The sequence below is a fragment of the Enterococcus sp. AZ077 genome, assembly GCF_051714965.1.
GTDB classification, from domain to species: Bacteria; Bacillota; Bacilli; order Lactobacillales; family Enterococcaceae; genus Enterococcus_B; species Enterococcus_B hirae.
Map to the genome: position 1 here is coordinate 1434158 of NZ_JBIOSX010000001.1, position 19840 is coordinate 1453997.

At 36.4% G+C, this 19840-nt stretch carries 20 protein-coding genes and 1 tRNA gene; 3 read left to right on the top strand and 18 right to left on the bottom strand.

Annotated features, from left to right (window positions below; translation table 11 throughout):
- Positions 1-43 precede the first annotated feature (43 nt).
- The 6 genes from IGL28_RS06590 to IGL28_RS06615 form a co-directional block, all read right to left on the bottom strand.
- Positions 44-361 (bottom strand): AzlD domain-containing protein, encoded by a 318-nt coding sequence (locus tag IGL28_RS06590; protein ID WP_010737579.1) that lies wholly within the window; start codon positions 359-361, stop codon positions 44-46.
- Positions 354-1142: an AzlC family ABC transporter permease gene (locus IGL28_RS06595; protein WP_010719157.1), complete on the bottom strand. Its 789-nt coding sequence runs from the start codon at positions 1140-1142 to the stop codon at positions 354-356. The genes IGL28_RS06590 and IGL28_RS06595 overlap by 8 nt, the downstream gene beginning before the upstream one ends.
- Before the next feature lie 192 nt (positions 1143-1334).
- Positions 1335-2267, bottom strand: coding sequence for a cation diffusion facilitator family transporter (locus IGL28_RS06600; RefSeq protein WP_438843925.1), 933 nt, complete (start codon positions 2265-2267; stop codon positions 1335-1337).
- Positions 2268-2405: 138 nt separating this feature from the next.
- Positions 2406-3473: a hypothetical protein gene (locus IGL28_RS06605; protein WP_081127604.1), complete on the bottom strand. Its 1068-nt coding sequence runs from the start codon at positions 3471-3473 to the stop codon at positions 2406-2408.
- Positions 3473-4369, bottom strand: a complete 897-nt coding sequence (locus tag IGL28_RS06610; RefSeq protein WP_010719154.1) for a hypothetical protein — start codon at positions 4367-4369, stop codon at positions 3473-3475. The genes IGL28_RS06605 and IGL28_RS06610 overlap by 1 nt, the downstream gene beginning before the upstream one ends.
- 329 nt (positions 4370-4698) lie before the next feature.
- Positions 4699-4890 (bottom strand): hypothetical protein, encoded by a 192-nt coding sequence (locus IGL28_RS06615; protein WP_010719153.1) that lies wholly within the window; start codon positions 4888-4890, stop codon positions 4699-4701.
- A gap of 156 nt (positions 4891-5046) precedes the next feature.
- Here IGL28_RS06615 and IGL28_RS06620 point away from each other — a divergent pair, with 156 nt between their 5' ends.
- From IGL28_RS06620 to IGL28_RS06630, 3 genes are all read left to right on the top strand, one after another.
- A complete protein-coding gene (locus tag IGL28_RS06620) occupies positions 5047-6549 on the top strand; it encodes a DUF1846 domain-containing protein (RefSeq protein WP_053766017.1) in 1503 nt (500 codons plus the stop codon).
- 230 nt (positions 6550-6779) lie between these two features.
- Entirely contained in the window at positions 6780-7961 is a 1182-nt protein-coding gene (locus tag IGL28_RS06625; RefSeq protein ID WP_010719151.1) for a NupC/NupG family nucleoside CNT transporter, read from the top strand.
- 202 nt (positions 7962-8163) lie between these two features.
- Positions 8164-8721 carry a guanylate kinase gene (locus IGL28_RS06630; protein WP_081127600.1) on the top strand — a complete coding sequence of 186 codons (558 nt, stop codon included), beginning with the start codon at positions 8164-8166 and terminating at the stop codon, positions 8719-8721.
- 74 nt (positions 8722-8795) lie between these two features.
- Here the strand turns inward: IGL28_RS06630 and IGL28_RS06635 are convergent, their stop codons facing one another.
- The 12 genes from IGL28_RS06635 to selA all read right to left on the bottom strand — a co-directional run bounded on the left by IGL28_RS06635 (position 8796) and on the right by selA (position 19827).
- Positions 8796-9785, bottom strand: coding sequence for a sce7725 family protein (locus IGL28_RS06635; RefSeq protein ID WP_081127598.1), 990 nt, complete (start codon positions 9783-9785; stop codon positions 8796-8798).
- A 6-nt stretch (positions 9786-9791) separates the two neighbouring features.
- Entirely contained in the window at positions 9792-10481 is a 690-nt protein-coding gene (locus tag IGL28_RS06640; protein ID WP_010719148.1) for a hypothetical protein, read from the bottom strand.
- A 235-nt stretch (positions 10482-10716) separates the two neighbouring features.
- Positions 10717-12165 carry an amidase gene (locus IGL28_RS06645; RefSeq protein ID WP_081127597.1) on the bottom strand — a complete coding sequence of 483 codons (1449 nt, stop codon included), beginning with the start codon at positions 12163-12165 and terminating at the stop codon, positions 10717-10719.
- Positions 12166-12489: 324 nt separating this feature from the next.
- Positions 12490-13422: a dihydroorotate oxidase gene (locus tag IGL28_RS06650; protein ID WP_081127595.1), complete on the bottom strand. Its 933-nt coding sequence runs from the start codon at positions 13420-13422 to the stop codon at positions 12490-12492.
- Positions 13423-13497: 75 nt separating this feature from the next.
- Complete coding sequence (locus IGL28_RS06655; RefSeq protein WP_081127594.1) at positions 13498-14130, bottom strand: PepSY domain-containing protein; 633 nt, start codon at positions 14128-14130, stop codon at positions 13498-13500.
- A 247-nt stretch (positions 14131-14377) separates the two neighbouring features.
- Complete coding sequence (locus IGL28_RS06660) at positions 14378-15226, bottom strand: MetQ/NlpA family ABC transporter substrate-binding protein (RefSeq protein WP_081127592.1); 849 nt, start codon at positions 15224-15226, stop codon at positions 14378-14380.
- Positions 15227-15238: 12 nt separating this feature from the next.
- A complete protein-coding gene (locus IGL28_RS06665; protein WP_010719143.1) occupies positions 15239-15892 on the bottom strand; it encodes a methionine ABC transporter permease in 654 nt (217 codons plus the stop codon).
- Positions 15885-16763, bottom strand: a complete 879-nt coding sequence (locus IGL28_RS06670; RefSeq protein WP_081127631.1) for a methionine ABC transporter ATP-binding protein — start codon at positions 16761-16763, stop codon at positions 15885-15887. The genes IGL28_RS06665 and IGL28_RS06670 overlap by 8 nt, the downstream gene beginning before the upstream one ends.
- Before the next feature lie 424 nt (positions 16764-17187).
- Positions 17188-17284: transfer RNA gene (locus IGL28_RS06675), tRNA-Sec, on the bottom strand.
- A gap of 110 nt (positions 17285-17394) precedes the next feature.
- Positions 17395-17940 (bottom strand): CD3073 family putative ECF transporter S component, encoded by a 546-nt coding sequence (locus tag IGL28_RS06680; RefSeq protein WP_438843926.1) that lies wholly within the window; start codon positions 17938-17940, stop codon positions 17395-17397.
- Positions 17930-18430, bottom strand: coding sequence for a CD3072 family TudS-related putative desulfidase (locus IGL28_RS06685; protein WP_081127591.1), 501 nt, complete (start codon positions 18428-18430; stop codon positions 17930-17932). The genes IGL28_RS06680 and IGL28_RS06685 overlap by 11 nt, the downstream gene beginning before the upstream one ends.
- Positions 18427-19827 (bottom strand): L-seryl-tRNA(Sec) selenium transferase, encoded by a 1401-nt coding sequence (selA, locus tag IGL28_RS06690; RefSeq protein WP_081127589.1) that lies wholly within the window; start codon positions 19825-19827, stop codon positions 18427-18429. The genes IGL28_RS06685 and selA overlap by 4 nt, the downstream gene beginning before the upstream one ends.
- Positions 19828-19840: the final 13 nt, after the last annotated feature.

The following is a 19840-nucleotide window of genomic DNA, read 5'->3' on the forward strand; positions in this document are numbered from 1 at the left end:
AGCCATTCTCTAAAACTAAGAGAAGGCAAGATTTTGGAACTGTTTAAAACATCGACAGCAAAAATACCGAAGCAAGTCCAGTTACTACTGATAATGCCATAGAATGAGTTTTATACGCCACGCCAACTACGAGAACCATAGCTAAGATTTTGATATTCCAAGCAATGGCTAAATGTTCATGGGTAATAAAGACATCCTTGAATGCTAAAGCTGCGAATAGCGCAACAGGCACATATTTCATCCATTCACTAAACCATGAAGGGACTTTCCGATGGGTAAAATAGAGCATCGGGAATAGTCGTGGCACATAAGCCACCACGAATAAACTAAGTACTAAAAGAATAAGATACGTCTTAGTCATGATGTTGACTCTCCTGTTCTGGGAAGTTGAATAGTGGTTCATTGACATGTTTGCCACGGTTTTTTAATCGTTTTAATTTTTTTGCCTTCTCTTTTTTGAAAGCTTTCTCTAAAGCAAACCCTGCAAAAGAAGCGATCACCGTCGCAGCAATTAATCCTAATGTATTTTGGAACATGACCATGAAAGTAACGCCTAATACACCAGAAAACAATCCTGTAAAAATGAGCAGCTTATTTTTCATTTGCATGACAAACATGAAGATAAACATCGCAGTCAGTGCAAAGTGAACGAGATCAGCATCTACATGGATAACAGAACCAAACATGTTTCCAATCATGTTACTACCTGTCCAAGAAGCCATCGAAAACCAATTTACATATAAAGCTTTACGCTTATTCCATGTAGGATCAGTTGAATATTTAAGATAATTAACCGCATAATTTTCATCATTTAACGATTGTGAAAATACCGCCAAGAATAGTCTCTTTTCTTTCTTCATAAAACCTGAAAGACTCGACCCTAACAATGTGTAACGTAATTCCAAGAAAAATACCATCAAAAGTGTCGTTGCAAAAGATGCTTGAGTTGTTAGCATCGAAGCAACTAAAAATTGCGCTCCACCCGAAAATACTAATATGGACAACAGACCGGTTAAGATTGGATCAAAACCCACTTTTTGCAATAAGACACCACAAGCTAACCCAACTGGTATATAACTTAAGCAAAGTGGCATTACTGCGTGCAAAGCCTGAAGCCATGGCGCACTTTTCTTTTTATTCATCAAAATGTCTCCTTCAATTACAACAAATAAACAGCGGACTCATTGTAACATAAAAAAACGAAATTGTAGCCGTTTTATCTAAAAACAATATTATATTTTTCTCATTTTAAGCTTGAATATTGAAATTTTAAATCATAAACAAGTTATTTTTATGCAACATAAAAGCATTGTTTTGCTGAAGAATCAGCATGATCATCTTCGATAATTAGGGTCATATTTATCAGTTTCAATATAAATATAAACTTTTTTATCATTTAAAGACTGACGAATCGTTTCTTCAATGTTATTGATGATTGCATACGATTCATTCTCTGGGTGATCAAAGATATCGATTTTAGCAGCTACCAATACCTCAGTTGGGCTCAGATGAACGGTCTTTACATCGATCAAACGAGAGACTTCCGGACGCTCAAAGGCTTGCTTGATTTTAATCAAGTCACTCGTTGTCACACTTTCACCAACAATCAAACTGTAAAATTCTTTTGCTAAGAAAATGGCAGCTCCCATCAACAATAATCCGATCAATAGGCCGCTAATCGCATCAAACGCCGCAATTCCTGTTACCATCGTCAAGACTGTTCCTACTAAAGCAAGAATGAGTCCGATCACAGCACAAAAATCTTCAGTAAAGATGATCAAAATTTCACTGTAACGACTTTCTCTCAAAAATTTCATCAATGATAACTTTTCGGTATTCAACTCATGGATTTCTTTCATAGCGATACGTAATGACGTTCCTTCAATGGCTAATCCAAAGATTAAAATAATGATAACGATCAATGAGTTATCAACTTCATGCGCAGGATGGGTCAATTTTTCAAAAGCTTCCATGACTCCCAAAGCTCCCCCACCAAAAAAGAGCATGGTTGCCACAATTGTGCTAAAAAAATATTTTGCTCTTCCTTCGCCAAATTGGTGTAATTCGCTTTGCCCTCTATTCGCTCGTTTATCCCCAAAAAGCAAAAGGATTTGATTGCTGCAATCGACGATACTATGAATACTTTCATTCAGCATTGCCGCACTTCCACTAATGGCATAACCGACAAATTTACTGATTGCAACTAAAATATTCGCACCTAATGCGGCAATCACAGAGAACATCCCGCTCTTTTTAAAATTTTCCATCTTATTTCCTTCTTTCTTTTCTTCTCAACAGTTTCTCAGTTAACTATCTCTCGGAAGAACCGTGTGATCTATTGCCTGCAGACGGAACAAAAAACATGCGACAATCTCTCTAAGGATTGCCACACGTTTATATCCTGTCTAAGCCTTTCGAACCATCAAAGGAACCAAAAATTCGTAATTGATAAAGAAATCAATCACTGATCGATGGTACTCCCCAGAAGAAACTTCAAGCATTGTTTGGTTTTTCTGATTTTTGGAAATGATCATGGATTGTCCTTTATCTAATAGAACTTGATATTTTTCTTCTCCAATTTTTTCAAAATCATATTGAGGATTTTTCATCGCTACGATAAAGATGTCATCTAGTACCTGGTCAGTCAATTCAAATTGACTTTGAAGATTCAGTTGTAACGGTTGGGTGTTATCTAGTAAGGTTTGCTTGACTAAGAAACCTAAGTGACGTGCATGAGCTAATATTTGGTTGAACTTATGATTGAAAATAGTCAGTTGACCAGCAGAGAATACCCGTTCAACAGACCAATAACGAATCAAAGATAACACACGGTCATCCTGAACCGTGATTTCCATCGTTTCTGGTGAAACTTCCAATAAGTTGAGTGATTCCACTTGGTATCGTTGATCAATCGTCGGAAGAACAAAAGAAAATACTAATTGATTGGACTCATTCAAACGATAGTTGATCGAAAAATGTCGTGTTTCCCAAGTATCATAAGTGGTATTAGAGAATTTCAAACCAATATCATTTAAAGGTTTTAGCAACTCATAAGTAAAGTATTCGATCAAACTTGTCTTACCAATCGGGGAAATAGGTTCTGCTTTTAAGATATAGCGTTCAAAAGCATCTAATAATTGTGAAAAGTCCGATTCAAGTAGATATTTTCGTAAGCGTAAATCCGCTAATTCTGCCTCTGCTGTTTCAATCAAAAGAACAATGTCTTGATGGTCTTTTTCTTTTGTTTCTAAATAGACTTGATTTTCCCTCGCTTCATGTGGATGACTGGATTCAATTGCCTCTAATTGTTCAGAAGTGACCTGTTCATTTTCATCAAGCAAATCATCTTCAGAAGCAGAGTGATTGCTGGAGTTTTCAGGATCTGTTTCTATTGCTTCTTCCGCCACAGTCGTTTCTGCTAACGATTGTGCTTCCAGCTCTTCATTTTTTTCTAACTCTTCATGCTCATTCATTACTCTACCCCTCCCTCTTGCATCGATACTTCTGGGTTTTCATGTGGATCAACATTACCTAAGTAATTCATTAGGAAATGATGGATGGTTTGACTGAACCCTTCTATCCCACCGAAGTAGCGATTGATTTGTCGTTGTTCTTTTTCAACGATCGCTGCACGTAATTGATTCGCTTTTGCTTCGTTAAGTAAAGCAGCTTTTTGATTTTGGATTTTTTCAGGTGCTTCAAGATAAGGCATCCAGCCTAATTTTTCATTCGATAACGCTTGTTTTTGTTTTTTTAGTTCTTGGATTTCTTCATCAATTTTTTTCCGATTTAAGAATCCTTTAGTGTCATCCAGATCAGAGATTTGGCGATCCACTTCTTTTAATTCTTCATCCAGACGATCAATCTCGGCTTTTGCAGTGATGACTTTAGCATCAAGTTCGTTAATTTGTTGACTGTAGTCATCCGGTTCCTGGTTTGCATAGGTGCCCCACTCTTCGTCAATTTGGGGCAAGACGAAAATTTCCGGTAGACTAGCATCGATACCAATTGTTGGCCTTTCGTGATAATACGTACCGATCTTGTAATAACTCATCGTAGGAGAAATCTTTTCGACTAGCTCCATAAATGGAAATTCTTGAATAAAGCGATCATGAATTTTCCGCATTAATAGCTGATCGATTTCATGGTTTTCATTCGAACTTTTTTTCAATTCCTCATTTAAATGACCATTATACAGTTGATAGATTTCTGGAATGTTTTCTTCACGAACAGCTCTTTCAAATGCTTGTAAATCCTCTAACAGTTGAGATAGATTCGTGCTAGCTTTTTCTTTGATATCAAAAAAAGTAGTGTCATCTTCTTGCTGAATGATGATTTCTTCGTTATTTTCTTGTGGTGTTTCTTTCATTTTGATTACCTCCTCACAGTTATCCACTTTCTTGGACAGAAGCACAATAGGTTGAGTTTACTTACTATTGAATTGATAATTTAATAGTACCATTTTATAGAAAAAAATGTTACAAAGGGCTTCCTCCTCTATGTATCTTTTAATCAATATTCATTGATTATCCACCGTTTTGATAAGGTCTGATTATTGTACTTTCACTATTGAATAATCTTACGTATCGAGAGTAAAACAAAAGAGTGGAAAGAGGATTGAAGCGACCTCCAAAAGTTAGATTCTAACTTTTGGGGGTTACTACAGATCCCCCCACTCTTTTTCACTCAGTAATTTTTTTATTTTTGAGGCAGATCTCTGGTTGTGAAGTGAATGCGCTGATTTTCATCACGAGATAATAGTGTTTCTTCATTCAAATAAGTAAACTTCATCTCTTCTAAATCAGTATTTTCGAGCATTTTTTCATAACCGGTAAAAATCGAACGGATATATTGTTTATATGCGTTTTTCTTTTTCTGTCTTTTTTTCATGTGACACCTTCCTTATCAAAACTATCATACCAATGAATTTAAGATGAAACAAGCCAGATTTGAGATTTTATCTGTTGTTTTAATCCGGTGTTAGTTACTAGTTGACGAAAATCAAAAAAAATGAAAAAATGCTTTAGTACTTAAGGAGGGAATCTCGTGAAAAAAATCGGTTTTGATTCAGAGAAATATATCGAAGAACAATCAGCATATATCCTTGAACGAGTGAATCACTATGATAAATTATATTTAGAATTTGGAGGCAAATTGGTCGATGATAAGCATGCCAAACGTGTTTTGCCTGGCTTTGAAGAAGATGCAAAAATCAAATTGTTACAAAAATTAAAAGACCAAGCAGAAATCTTGATTTGCGTCTACGCTGGAGACATTGAACGTAATAAAATTCGTGGGGATTATGGTATCACTTATGACATGGATATTTTACGCTTGATCGACGAAATGCGTGGCTACGGATTATCTATCAATAGTGTCGTCATTACTCGTTACAATGGTCAGCCAGCTACGAATGTCTTCGTCAATAAATTAGAAAGACGTGATATCAAAGTCTACAAACATTCAGAAATTGAAGATTATCCAATTAATGTTGAAAAAATCGTTTCTGAAAACGGCTTTGGCAAAAATGAATATATTGAGACCAGTAAGCCAATCGTTGTTGTTACTGCTCCTGGACCTGGTAGTGGCAAACTAGCAACATGTTTGAATCAGCTTTATCATGAAAGCCAAAAAGGACAATCAGCAGGTTATTCAAAATTTGAGACCTTCCCTGTTTGGAATGTCCCATTGAAACATCCACTAAACATTGCCTATGAAGCTGCCACTGTGGATTTAAAAGATGTCAATATGATCGATTCCTTCCATTATGATGCCTATGGCAAGGTTGCTGTAAACTATAATCGAGATGTTGAAACCTTTCCAGTAATCAAACGGATCATTGAAAAAATCACTGGTAAAGAATCAATCTATCAATCCCCTACCGATATGGGTGTGAATCGTGTGGGATTCGGAATCGTTGATGATGAAGTTGTGCAAGAAGCTTCTCGACAAGAAATCATCCGCCGCTATTTCCAAACAGAGTGTGATTTCAAAAAAGGATTGATCGATGAGGAAGCAGTAAATCGAATTAAATTGATCATGGAAGAAGTAGGTCTTCAACCTGAAGACCGTCAAGTGGTATTGCCTGCTCACGAGTATGCAAAAACTGTTCAAAATGACAGCAACGATCCTTCTGCGGTGATCGCGATCCAATTACCCGATGAAGTGATCATTACAGGACGCACCAGTTCTTTAATGAATGCTTCTGCTGCCGTCATTTTAAATGCGATCAAACATTTGGCACATATCTCAGATAATATTCCATTGTTGTCGCCGCTTGTTCTAGAACGGATTCAAGGGATGAAGTCTTCCGCACTGCATTCTTCCGTTGATACATTGAGCCTAAATGAAGTACTGATTGCTCTTTCGATCAGTGCGGTAACCAACCCTATCGCTCAAGTAGCTTATGACAAACTTGCTGAATTAGATGGTGCTCAAGCTCACTCGACAGTCATCGTCAATAAAAATGATGAACAAACGTTGAAACAATTAGGTATTGATATCACAAGTGCTCCCTTCTATCCATCGGAAAATTTATTTTATCAATAAGCATTGTTTCTTTATGAACAAATAGCTGAATAAACTCTTAAAAGATTTTATTTAAATTGCACCTGAAAAAGTGCAACTGATAATCTTTTAAGAGTTTTATTTTGTTGTATCCGTTTCAATTGAAATGTATGCGTTTCAGTCTAAAAAAGCGATGATAATCTTAGCAAAAAATTAGTATTTTAACGATAAAACGTGTAAAATTAAACGGAATTTTGATTAGGAGTGATAGTTTGAGTCAGATTTTAGGAATTATTGGATTACTTTTTATTTTTAGCCTTGCTTTTTTGATTAGTACCAACAAGAAAGCCATCAAAGTAAAACCTTTACTATTGATGATCGTGTTGCAATTTATTTTTGGTTTTATTTTGTTACGAACGACTTTTGGTACAGCAGTCGTTTCCATGTTAGCGAAAGTATTCGATCATTTACTGGCGTTTGCAGGTGAAGGAGTCAATTTCGTTTTTGCTGGGGTAGCCAATAAAGGCAGTGCGCCGTTTTTCTTAAATGTTTTGATGCCGATTGTTTTTATTTCTGCAATCATCGGGATTTTGCGTTATATCAAGATCTTGCCATTATTCATGAAGGCAGTTGGATTGGGTTTAAGTAAAATCAATGGTATGGGGAAATTAGAATCTTACAACGGTGTTGCTTCAGCAATACTAGGTCAATCTGAAGTTTTTATTTCAATAAAAAAAGAATTGCCTTTCTTATCTGAAAAACGTTTATTTACCATGAGCGTTTCTGCCATGTCGACTGTTTCGATGTCGATCGTGGGTTCTTATATGGCGTTGATCGATTCTAAGTATGTAATTACTGCGCTGGTATTGAACTTATTCGGTGGGTATATCTTAGCCTCCATCGTTAATCCCTATGAATTAGAAGAAAAAGAAGATGAGTTGATCATTGAAGAAAACAAAGAACAAACTTTCTTCCAAATGCTTGGAGAATATATTCTTGACGGCTTTCATGTAGCGATTACAGTTGCTGCTATGTTGATTGGATTCGTTGCTCTTATTGCTATGATCAATGCCATTTTTAGTGGAATCTTTGGGATCTCTTTCCAAGAAATTCTTGGTTACATCTTTGCTCCACTAGCATTTATCAGCGGGATTCCTTGGAAAGAAGCTGTGGATGCGGGTAGTATCATGGCGACGAAACTTGTGACAAATGAATTTGTTGCGATGACAGAACTAGCCACTGGGAACCTGCATTTTACTGAACGTACAACAGCTATTTTATCTGTCTTTTTAGTATCTTTTGCTAACTTCTCTTCCATTGGAATCATTTCGGGTGCTATGAAAGGTCTAAATGAAGAAAAAGGAAACTTAGTTGCGAAACATGGATTAAAAATCTTGTTGACTGCCACATTAGTCAGCTTTTTAAGTGCGATCGTCACTGGTTTATTAGTCTAAATGATTAAATTTAATTGAATTGTATATTTAAAACACTCTCTTTGCTCTTTAGACGATTTTCTAAAGACTCAAGAGAGTGTTTTTTATAAGACAAAATTTATTGTCGTCCACCTGGAATATCTATGCGAAAAGAACAATTGCTAAAAGAAACTTTCTCGTGTATCGTTTAATAAAAGAAATAAAGGGTTAAAGGAGATTCATGATGAACAAATGTTATGTATTTATTGGTCCTTCTGGTTCAGGAAAAACTTCCATTGCTAATGCTCTTTTTGAACTAAAAGAAAAAATTGTCACTTCGACGACTCGTCCTCCTCGAAAAGGTGAAACCGATCAAAAAGATTACTATTTTCTCTCTGAAGACAAATTTGAACAGTTGATCACTGAACAGGCATTTGTGGAATGGGATGAATATGCGGGACATAAATATGGTTCAACTAAGAGGGAGATTGCTCAAAAGTTGAAAAATGGTGATTGTTATACAATTTTAACAGCTGCTGGTTTTTGGGCACTCTTCCATGCATTTGGGAAACAGATCCAACCAGTATTTGTGACTATCGCTAAAAACAAATTGAAGCAGCGTTTAGAACAACGTGGAGATGCTCCGGATCAAATCAAAAAAAGGCTCGCTCTTTTTGAGCAAGACACGAAGGAATTAGATGAGTTAAAAAAACTACCAAACCTCATTGTTTTAGCAAATAATGAAGGGTTAGAAGCCACCAAAAACCAATTTAAGCGACAAATAAAAATGCTCAAAGAATGATCTTATTTTGATAAACAGGATTGATTAGCAAAAAAATCTCTCACTAGCTTCAAAACATAAACTAGTGAGGGGAATCAAACCAATTTTTGTCGTTCTGTATGTCCAATACCACAAATCAGCGAATGTAATTCTTCTACTTTAGAATACATGCGTAACCAATTAGTCGGCTGGTCTAATAATAAACTGAGCAGTTCTAAATGATGGACCAATGTCCATTTTTTCAATACACCTAAACCAGGAAATTTTTTTTGTTGTTTCAAAGAAAGCAGGGCTAATATACCCGTTGTAATCAACAGTTGATCTTGGTTCCTCAATACCCACTGTTGCATTTTTTCAACAGCTTCAAAAAACTTTAGTGCTTGATCCTTAGCTGAATCGTTCGTATCAGAAATAAAATGTTTTACTCTGAGATTACCATATGCATCAACATAGGTCAGATGAAGTGCCAATGCCCGACTAGGAAAGCCTTTATCAAAATAGCGACTTCCTTCAATCGTAAAATCTGAAAAGCCATGATTCCCCTCTTCTTTAAAAAACAAATAGTCGTCGCTAAAAAAATCATCTATTTTTTCGCTATAATCTTCTACGTGTTTTCTTGGTTTAAAGGCTTCTTTTATGATGATTTTGTTTTCTGGTAACCAGATATGGAACCGACTATGGTCTGGTAACAAAAAATGAGTATCCATTTTTGAAAATTCTTTCCATATTTTTGGATCATGAGGCTGATGTTGTCCATCAAAAATGATCAATTTAGGTGGTTGCTCCATGATCTGTTGGTAATTATCGGACGTGATGATCATTGCATGTTGAATGGAACTATTTTCTTTTTCTTCCCATAAATGTAAATGTTCATCAAAAAGTTTGAACTGACCCACTTGGGGATTATCGATGATGATCAGCGGGTGATTTGCTTTTTGGAATAACTCAACAACGTTTTTAAAGGTAGCTGAATCACGAACTGGTTCGATGATGGGAACCACCTTTTTAGATAATAGATTCTGTTGAATCATTTCTTTTAATGCTAAAAGATCAAACTGTTTCCCTCTCAAATAAGGATAGTACATGCTTATTCACTCCAATGGCTCTGTTGGCAAGCGTCTAACTTGCTGCTTTTGTCGCAGATTCTCATAGTCTTGCTGTAAAGCGCTGATTTCTGCTTGTAAATCTTGGATCGCTTGATTTTCTGTTTCCTCAATAAATCGTTCATAATAACGCTCTTTGGCAAATGGATCTTGAGAATCTGATCGTTTTTTTAATTCTTTATACAACTGATCAGTTGGAAAATATTTGACGCCTCGTTCCATCTGTTTGGCTTTTCTTACTTCTCTAAATAACGAAGCCATAAAACGGTTGAGCAGCGCCTCTTCTGCCACTGCTAACGGTTGCTTCATTGCTTTTTTAGCAATAATGAATGTACCAGAAGCTGGCATCTCTTCTGCTATCCCGTAAGGTCGATAAACTAAAACACCGATACCAGTGGGGATTTCAGCTTTGACTTCATCAAAAAGTGTTTGAGGTAATACAAAATAATTGTAATTCCCGACAAACGATAATTTTGCAGTGGAACGAAAGTCCGCTTTTGATACTTTCAACTCATAGCAACGCCACTCTCTTGTACCATCAAACTTTGTGAGACAACTTAACGTATCCACGATACCATGGTCGTCAGGCATGGTCACCTCTTCTACGACAATGCCCCCTTGTTCGATACAGTATTGATAAAGAGAAGTTTCCATCTCGATCGTTAAAGGAGTTTTCAATCCCTCCACCTCCGAACATATTTTCGCCTACCCATTCTACCTTAGATCCAACAAAAAATCTATCGTTAATTATTATTTGAATCGTTTCCTTAAAAATATTTAGAATCAGTTTTTGTTCACTTTAATCCTGCGAAATGAATGGGACAAAACATCGTCACGAGGTAGCTGACAGCCAGATAAAAAACAGTTGAGTCTAAAGTTTTCTTAGTCCCAACTGCTTTTCTTCAACTGACTATTATTGATAACTTGGCGGTAAATAGAATTTTTGATGATTTTCAAAGATTTCGCCAATTTGAAAGAGCAAGTCTTCTCGTCCTCTGGCAGCCATGAATTGGATACCCAAAGGCAGACCTTCCTCACTGATATGTGTGGGTAAACTGATTGCTGGTTGTCCCGTCAAATTTGCCAGTTGGGTGTAAGGCGTGATCTTTAAACTTTCCTCAAACATTTCAGAAATAACTGCTAAACTTTCTTGTTCGTTGCATTCGTTGATTCCAGCCATTTTTGCCCGAATTTCATCGCTTTGAAGATCAGTGGAAATTTCTGGAGCAGTAAATGCTGTTGTCGGCGAAAGAAAAAGATCAACAGTTTGAAATAGGTCTTCCATTGTGATTGCTGCATGATCCCAAACATGAAGCGACTGGATATAGTTCGCTGCAGAAACCTTCTTCCCATACTCTAGCAGGACCCAGGAAATCGGTTCAAGTTCATTTTGAGCAACCGGTCGTCCTAATCCAGATTCAATCGAGTGAATCATACTAGCTGTTTCTGCTCCATTCATTTGGTAATAAGACTGGATCAAGGCTCTTCCATCAAGAGGGTAATTGATTTCAATGATTTCATGGCCTTCTTGTGCTAAAAATGTCACCGCATTGGTCACTGCTTGTCGTGCTTCATCACTGATTTTTGTGTGGATCGGTGATTCTGTACAAACAGCGATTTTCAACCGTTTTTTTGGTGGATGCTCTTGCCATTCCGCTGGCGAAACTTGATAAGGTGCTCCTGAATGGATACTTCGCAGTCCTGCAAATAAAGCTTTGGTGTCTCTCATAGAAATGGTCAAACCAAAATCAATCGCTGCTCCTTGCCAACCTCGCCAAGCATGAGGACCAACTGGCATCGTTCCTCGTGAAGGTTTTAAGCCAATCAGACCACAAAAGGAAGCAGGTATGCGAATTGATCCTCCACCGTCACTAGCACCAGCGATCGGTAAAATGCCAGAAGCAACAACGGCTGCTGCCCCACCACTTGAACCACCTGGCGAATGCGCAAGATTCCAAGGATTTTTAGCTGGACCATAAAGTTGTGGGTCGGTGATATTCTTAAAACCAAACTCTGGTGCATTTGTTTGTCCAAGTGGGATAAGACCAATTTTTTCAACTTGCGAAACAAAATTTGAATTTCTAGATGAGCGATGAGTTTGAAAAAGCTTTGAGCCTGATGTAGCTAACCAACCTTGCTTTTCCTGTCCTAACATTTTCAACGGGAAAGGTAAGCCGCTTAAAGGCTGTTCATCCTTTAGAATTGGTGCCTCATCTTTAATCGGTTGATCTGTTTCAAAAGTAACGAACGCATTTAATTCTGGATTTAATTTTGCTACTTTTTGGCTAACCTCTTTGACTAATTCCTTGTAACTGAACTGCTTCTTTTTTAGACCCTTCACGATCTCCATGCCATCTTTCAAGTAAATCCCTCCTTTTATTTGTCATACCTTTGTGCCATTTTCTCATATTTCTATTCAACAAACAAAAAGAATGATTACGCTTCATGTTAGAAACGGTGGTGCTATTATCAGTAATTATATACACCTATTGAATCCTAATAGCTAAGGTACTATTCATGGCAAACCAACGAATAGACTAAAAGCTAACCACCAGTTATTATTCTAAAACCACCGGATCGCATAAAAATAAGCCAAAGATTTCCAAAATAAGAGAAACTATGTTTGGATTCTTTGGCTTATTTTTTTTGTTGTCTTTTATTTTATCACTTAGAGAATCGTTAACGATTAGATCATTTTTAGTTTCCCTCTAAATTCATCGATGGTTCGATACCCTTTTTCTGTCATAATCTGTTCGAGTTCTTTCGTGATCCGATCAAAAATTTTTGGTCCTTCTTTGTGAAGTTCGGTACCGATTTGTAGCATAGTTGCTCCACATAATAAATGTTCAAAAGCATCCTGTCCATTCCGAATGCCTCCAGTACCAATAATTTTGATCTCTGGTTTCAAGCGAGTATAAAAAGCACGGACGTTCGCTAAAGCGGTTGGTTTCACATATTCTCCACCAAGTCCACCGAAACCCTCTTTAGGTTTGATCACGACTGCTTCTTTTTGAGGATCGATATACAAACCATTACCGATACTATTAATAGAATTTACATAAGTTAAAGGAAATTGATTCAAAATTTCAGCCATTTGATCAAAATGCGCCAAATCAAAATATGGGGGCAATTTGATTCCTAATGGTTTGGTGAAACGGGCAAAAACTTGTTGCAATAAATCTTCCGTCGCCTCAAAATCATAGGCTAACTGTGGTTTGCCAGGAACATTGGGACAAGAAAGATTCAATTCAGTGATTCCTTGAAAGTCACTCTTTTCAATCATTGTCAACATTTCCAAATTTTCTGCTGCACTCATGCCTGCAATAGAGAAAAAGAGCGGTTGTGTCTGCTGTTTTTCATAGTTCAATGCATAATCTAAGTAATAATCAAATCCACGATTAGGTAATCCCATGGAATTAATACTTCCAAGAGGTACATCGAAATAACGGGGTTCTGGATTTCCAGCACGTTCATTCAATGTACAACTCTTTGTGATAAAAGCGCCAGCATTGGATTGTTCCAATTCAACTAGTTCTGTCGTTGTCATGCAATGAACACCAGAGGCATTCATAAAAGGGTTAGCAAAAGTATGATTAAAAAAAGTCGTTTCTAAGGTCAAGTCATTCTCTCCTTTGATGAATCATTTTTTCTAGTTTATCATCAAGTCAAGCAAAAGCAAATAGGATCAAGACAATTAATCATCATTTTCAGTTGCTAAAACTTCTCCTGTTTGACTATTGAGTTTTACTTGAGTACTCTTATTCCCGTTTTTCACTTTCACTTCCCAGTAAGTGGTACCAAGTTCCTTACTAAGATCCCAGTCAGTGGCTGTTCCCCCACCCGCTTGTTTTTCAGCGATTTTCGCTGCTTCTTCAATACTTAGAAGTTTACTTGTGTCCAAAGCATCTTCTTGTTTCTTCTGTCCATTTTGTTCATCTTGATCTAAACGCTCAGGATTTTGTTTTTGGATTTCTTCGTTTGCTGCATTGATCTTCATTTCGTATTCATTTTGATCATCAACACCATCAATTTTATAGAAGAAACTTCCCCAACTACTATCTAATTCTAAACTGGTAATCGCTGCATTTGGATATTCTTTTTGAAACAACTCAATCGCTTTTTGTGCAGATACTTTGATCTCTTTTGTTGCATTCGTCCCAGAATTCATTGTTTGATTTGATGCTTCGGTTGAAGAAGTTGTTTGTTGACCAGTACTTGTTGACGTAGTCGCTGGAGCTGGCGTTGATTCTGGCGTGGACTGATTCGATTGACAACCTGCTAATAATAGTAATGAGAATAGACCGCAAAAAATAACATTAGTTTTCATAAAATTTATTTCCTTTCTTGAATAAAAATCACTTTAATTTAAGTATACACAAGTAAAGTTGTTCTGTCATTTTTAAACAAATCAATCATTAAATAGCAAAAAATAATAAAGACAAGTCTGAAAAAATAATCAGTCTTGTCTAAAAAATCAAATTAAGAAAAAAATTTGTCTCTACTTCTACGAACAAGTAAAATGTGTTTTAAGTAAAAACGCAGTTCTTTCTTTCAATTACTAATATGTAATATGTTTATTGGCTGCTATTCTCAGTTTCAGAAATGTTAGGTATGATCCAGTAATTATCTTTATTATGACTATTGATATATGTACGAAATTTTTCTGATTGGTAGGCTTTCTTAATCGCTTTTGCCCAATCCGTTTTTTCATTTTCTTTTGTCACAGCAGCTACGATTTGTAATTCAGGCACCATTTTTTCTAGCTCGATCAAATGAAGTTGTTCTCGAATTCCTGCATCTTCAACTGTGCTTCCAGGTATGACTTCAAAATCAAGGTCATCCAACACGTGTGGTAAAGTGTTCGTGTCCATCTCTTTGATATTTAACTGATAGGGGTTATTTGTGATTGCTTTTGCAGTCAAGTCGGTACTTTTCACTTGTTTATCCACTTGAATAAAACCAGCTTTAGCAAGAACTGCATAGGCTCGTGCTGCATTACTCGGATCTTGGGGAATCCCAATCATCATTCCTTTTTTCACCTCTTCTTTACTTGTATATTTGGAAGAGTACAAATTACACGGAACAGAGGGTGTAGCAACTAAAGGAACTAAATCAGTCCCATTCTCCTTATTGAAAACATTCATATAAGCGGAGTGTTGAGCAACATTTACATCAATCTTTCCTTCACCTAAGGCAGTATTTGATTGGATAAATTGAGAAAATTCAATTCGTTTAATCGTATATCCTTCCGATTCTAATATAGGTGCAATCGCATCATCAAATAAATCGTTATACGGTCCTCCAGTTACCCCCATGACAATTTCATGTTTTTTCTGAGCGTGTGATGATTGATCTTTTGAATGACAACCACCCCCAATGAGAACCAATACGAACAGACAGACTATAGTCACTATTTTTTTCATGAAGTTTACTCCTTAATATTTAATTTTATGATAAAGATAATTTCCCAGAAATTGGATACTGTTTATTAAAACAATTAAGATAACTACCGTTACAACAATCATCCCACTATTAAATCGTTGATAGCCTTGGGAAATAGCTAAATCCCCGATTCCTCCTCCACCGACAGTTCCCGCCATAGAAGAGGCATTAATTAGTCCAATCATTGAATTAGTAATGGCTAAAATAATCGCCGGTCGAGCTTCAGGTAGAATAAAGTAAAGAATGATTTCCAATCGGTTTGCCCCTAATGTTTTCGCACATTCGATAATTGTAGGAGGGATTTCTAGAATGGCTTGCTCGATTAAACGGCCCATAAAGGGAACAATATATAACGTTAACGGGACAATAGCAGCAGTTGTTCCAATGGAAGTTCCAACAACTAAGCGAGTAAAAGGCAAAATAGCCACCAACAAAATGATAAATGGCACTGAACGCAAGATGTTGATAAGCGTCTGTAACACCGTGTACATAAGAGAATTAGCTAAAACACCTTGTTTTCTGGTCTCTGCTAATAGTATGCCTAAAGGAACTCCTAAGCCGATAGCGAACACCAAAGAAATACTGACCATATAAATCGATTCATAAGTTGCTTTGAGAATGATCTCTGATGAAAGTATTTCAAACATCAACGATCACCTTCTCATAACTAATTAGTTGGTCAATAAATTCATTATCAGGAATTTTATTCGTTAGAAAATACATCGCAAAAAAACGTTCTCCGCTAATATGTATGGTTTTGATATCATAGACCGTCCCCTCCATTTTACTTTCTTGAAAACGAGCATAATTTGTGGCATTCATCAGGAAGTAAAGGACATAATTAAAGGAAATCGATTCTTTTTTTGGATACTTAGGATAAATCATATCGGCTAAAAATTCACGAACTAAATTGCTTTGAGGGCTTAAAAACATTTTTTTGGTTGTTGCCTGTTCAATAACTTTTCCTGAATCAATGACAGCCACTTCATCACAAATTTCTTTTATCGCCTCCATTTCATGGGTGACCAAAATGATGGTGGTTCCTAGTTCCTCATTCACTTTTTTTAACAAATTTAGAATACTTTTTTTAGTGGTTGGATCAAGAGCGCTAGTAATTTCGTCGCATAATAAAAGCGAAGGCTCCGTTACTAGCGCTCTAGCAATCCCCACTCGTTGTTTCTGCCCACCAGATAAATGGGAGGGATATGTATTTTTTTTCTCTATCATCGATACATAACGTAAAACGTTTTCAATTCTTTTGTCGTATTCCTGCTTATTGACTTTGCTAAATCTCAGAGCAAGTCGAATGTTATCAGCGACAGTTTTTGACTGCAATAAGGCATAATGTTGAAATATTGTGCTGCTTTTCACATCTTTTGATAGAGATATCTTACCTTTTGTTGGTTGATCTAATCCGTTTATTAAACGAATCATTGTACTTTTTCCTGCACCACTTCGTCCAATGATACCAAAGATTTTTCCTTTTGGTATAAATAAATTGAGATCATTTAGGATCATCGTACCTCCAAAAGACTTTGAAACGTGTTCAAATGAAATCAAGCTCTCATTCCTTTCCGGCGCATTCATATAAAAACTTTAACTATGTGGGAATTAATAGAAAGACGATAAAAATCCTTAATAATTAAGTCTTTTTATGTAGTAGATGCGCACATCTATATTTTAATTTCTTCTTTTCGAATTAAATATAGCATGGAAAAATAGCCATGTCGAGACTAATATGTGATGTTGATCACATGATCATTGATAAAAAGCGAGAAGCAGAATGTTCCTTTCTTACACTTGATGAAAACAGTGATCAAGCAATGAACTAGCTCGAAAAATAATCAAATGCAGTGGAAATGCAGTGGCGACAAAAAAATAAAGCTAAAAACATCAACAGAACGGCTCTGTATCAATGTTTTTAGCTTTGTATGTATTCAATTGGCGGGAATGTGTAGGAATCGAACCTACCCAAGAAGCTCTTAACTCCTCATACTGGTTTTGAAGACCAGAGGGAACACCAGAATCCATCCACTCCCCTAATAAAAACATTCTAACATTTTTCGTTTGTTCAATCAATATCAAATGCTAGAATGTTTGCAGTTATAAAAGACTTGACTAGCTTTAATATCTGTTAGTTGTTCTCTTTTTATTTTACTAGGATACGTTGCGGTAAACGTTTCATAAACCAAGCAACAAGTAAACAAGAAAGCATCTTATCCACAATATTTCCTGCAACAGTTGCCCAATAAGTTGCAGTGATCATTTCTTTACCGGAAGCCTTGAAAGCAAAAATGAGGATGTCCGTTCCTGAACCGGTAAAACCACCAAATAAAGCTAAACGGATCGGCGCACCGATCATTGGACAAACAACGGCTAATAGTCCCCCTGCTATTAGCGCTTTTTTGTAAGAAAATCCATTCTTCGCTAGTAAAGAACAGATAATTGCTACAACAATATTTACGAATACAAAAGGAACAGCCAACGGTCCACTGATGATACCCATTAATAAATTAGTGGCAATCCCAGTCATTACCCCATAACTCATACCAAAATTGGTTGAAATATAAATCGTTCCCATCGTATCTAAAAATAATAAGGGGATTTTCATTAGTGAAACAGCCTCACCTAAAACAACATTTAAAACAACGGCCATTGCACATAAAGTCAATATTTTCATTTTATTATTCATCATTTACTTTTCCTTCTAAAAATAGTTTTAATTTCTGATATAAATCGCCTTGTGTTTCTTCTGTATACCAAGTTGGAACTTCAAAATAAGGATTAACAATCCCATGATTCTTACATAATTCAATATACTCTTCCATTAGTACGCCTCGCTGTGCTGAGATGGAACAATTAGGACTTTCATTGATCCCGATGATTCCCAAATAGCGATAATCATTCGCTTGATACTCTTTGATTTGTTGAATGACTGGTTGCAACATACTTTGACATTTTTGACGATAGCCTGGTATAGCAACATATTCTTGATAAGTCATTGGTGGTCTCTCTTTTCCTAAGGTCAAAAATTCAGGACAAGGCAATTGTAGCAACGCAACGCCTTGATTTAATAAAGAAATGGCCAAAGGAAAAGCACCACGAGCCCGTTCCCATCCAGGTATCACCGCATGTTGATTCAAGATGCAGTGTGAAACAACCACAAATTCTCTCTTTAATTTCATGTTATTTCCTCACAAAAAATCTTTTCTAAACTGACGAACACCTGATGAAGTTCTTCTTCAAAAATCGTGCGCATATCTAAATAGTTTCGCTCATTTTTTACCCGACTAATCACTGGAACAATTCCTTTTCTTAGTCTTCGTTGCAGCTCTTCCGCATGCCATTGCTTACTTTTTACTGTTACTGCATAGGTAGGTAATAAGCTTTCTGGATACGTTCCACCACCAACCGTACTATAATCTTTTTCGATAGAGACTTCGAGTTGCTCGATTTTTTTTAACTTTTCAGCTAATATTTGTGCGCGATTCAAACAATTTTCGATCTTATCCGATAGCATTTGCAAAGTAGGCAAGGATCGAATGGCTTCTTCTTCATCAAGATAAAGTTCTAAAGTTGCTTCTAATGCACTTAGAGTCATTTTATCGACTCTTAATGCACGCAGTAGTTGATTTTCTTTCATCCTCTGAATATACGTTTTTTTACCTACAATAATTCCGGCTTGTGGTCCGCCTAATAATTTATCTCCACTAAAGGAGACCACATCACACCCTTGCTCGATTACTTCTCGAACAGTCGGTTCATACGGTAAGCCAAAGCGGCGCATGTCAATGAGTAGACCGCTACCCAGATCATTGATTAACGGGACTTGATGTTTTTGTGCTAAGAGAGTTAACTCTGATAAGTGAGGAGTTTCTGTAAATCCAATGATTCGATAATTACTGGTGTGGACTTTTAAAATCGCTCCAGTTTCAGAAGTCAAAGCCTGTTGGTAATCTCTAATATGCGTTTTATTGGTTGTTCCAACTTCTCTAATTTTTCCACCTGTTGCGGTAATTACCTCTGGAATACGAAAAGACCCTCCTATTTCAACAAGTTCCCCTCGAGAAACCAATACTTCTTTATCAGTAGCCAAAGTATCAAGAATTAACATAACAGCTGCTGCGTTATTATTCACCACTAAGACGTCTTCTGCTCCAGTAAGTTTTTTTAGAATATGCGTTAAATGATTGTATCTGGTACCTCTCTTGCCACTAGTTAAATCCATTTCTAAATTTGAATAGGAAAAACTTATTGTCTTTAATTGTTCCTCAATTTTCTTACTAAGTAAGGAACGTCCTAGATTTGTATGCAGAATCGTACCGGTCCCATTAATTACTTTTTGTAACGAATACGTTCGTTGTTTCACTTTTTCAATCACTCGAATACAGAGTTCTTCAATCGCTGGAGGTAACACTTCTTCTTTTAAAACAGTTTTTCTAGTTTGTTCTAAAACACTTTGTACCTGTTGTTTGACTACTCCGTAAGAATACTTCTTTTCTAATATTTGCAATTCAGGAGTTTTTAATAAACGATCCACTGAAGGCAAATCTGCTAATCGTCGTTGTATTTCTCTAGCCATCGTTTACCTGCTT

Coding starts and splice junctions, on each gene's coding strand:
- IGL28_RS06590 (WP_010737579.1), bottom strand. CDS start 361: ATGACTAAGACGTATCTTATTCTTTTAGTACTTAGTTTATTCGTGGTG.
- IGL28_RS06595 (WP_010719157.1), bottom strand. CDS start 1,142: ATGAATAAAAAGAAAAGTGCGCCATGGCTTCAGGCTTTGCACGCAGTA.
- IGL28_RS06600 (WP_438843925.1), bottom strand. CDS start 2,267: ATGGAAAATTTTAAAAAGAGCGGGATGTTCTCTGTGATTGCCGCATTA.
- IGL28_RS06605 (WP_081127604.1), bottom strand. CDS start 3,473: ATGAATGAGCATGAAGAGTTAGAAAAAAATGAAGAGCTGGAAGCACAA.
- IGL28_RS06610 (WP_010719154.1), bottom strand. CDS start 4,369: ATGAAAGAAACACCACAAGAAAATAACGAAGAAATCATCATTCAGCAA.
- IGL28_RS06615 (WP_010719153.1), bottom strand. CDS start 4,890: ATGAAAAAAAGACAGAAAAAGAAAAACGCATATAAACAATATATCCGT.
- IGL28_RS06630 (WP_081127600.1), top strand. CDS start 8,164: ATGAACAAATGTTATGTATTTATTGGTCCTTCTGGTTCAGGAAAAACT.
- IGL28_RS06635 (WP_081127598.1), bottom strand. CDS start 9,785: ATGTACTATCCTTATTTGAGAGGGAAACAGTTTGATCTTTTAGCATTA.
- IGL28_RS06655 (WP_081127594.1), bottom strand. CDS start 14,130: ATGAAAACTAATGTTATTTTTTGCGGTCTATTCTCATTACTATTATTA.
- IGL28_RS06660 (WP_081127592.1), bottom strand. CDS start 15,226: ATGAAAAAAATAGTGACTATAGTCTGTCTGTTCGTATTGGTTCTCATT.
- IGL28_RS06665 (WP_010719143.1), bottom strand. CDS start 15,892: ATGTTTGAAATACTTTCATCAGAGATCATTCTCAAAGCAACTTATGAA.
- IGL28_RS06670 (WP_081127631.1), bottom strand. CDS start 16,763: ATGATCCTAAATGATCTCAATTTATTTATACCAAAAGGAAAAATCTTT.
- IGL28_RS06680 (WP_438843926.1), bottom strand. CDS start 17,940: ATGATGAATAATAAAATGAAAATATTGACTTTATGTGCAATGGCCGTT.
- IGL28_RS06685 (WP_081127591.1), bottom strand. CDS start 18,430: ATGAAATTAAAGAGAGAATTTGTGGTTGTTTCACACTGCATCTTGAAT.
- selA (WP_081127589.1), bottom strand. CDS start 19,827: ATGGCTAGAGAAATACAACGACGATTAGCAGATTTGCCTTCAGTGGAT.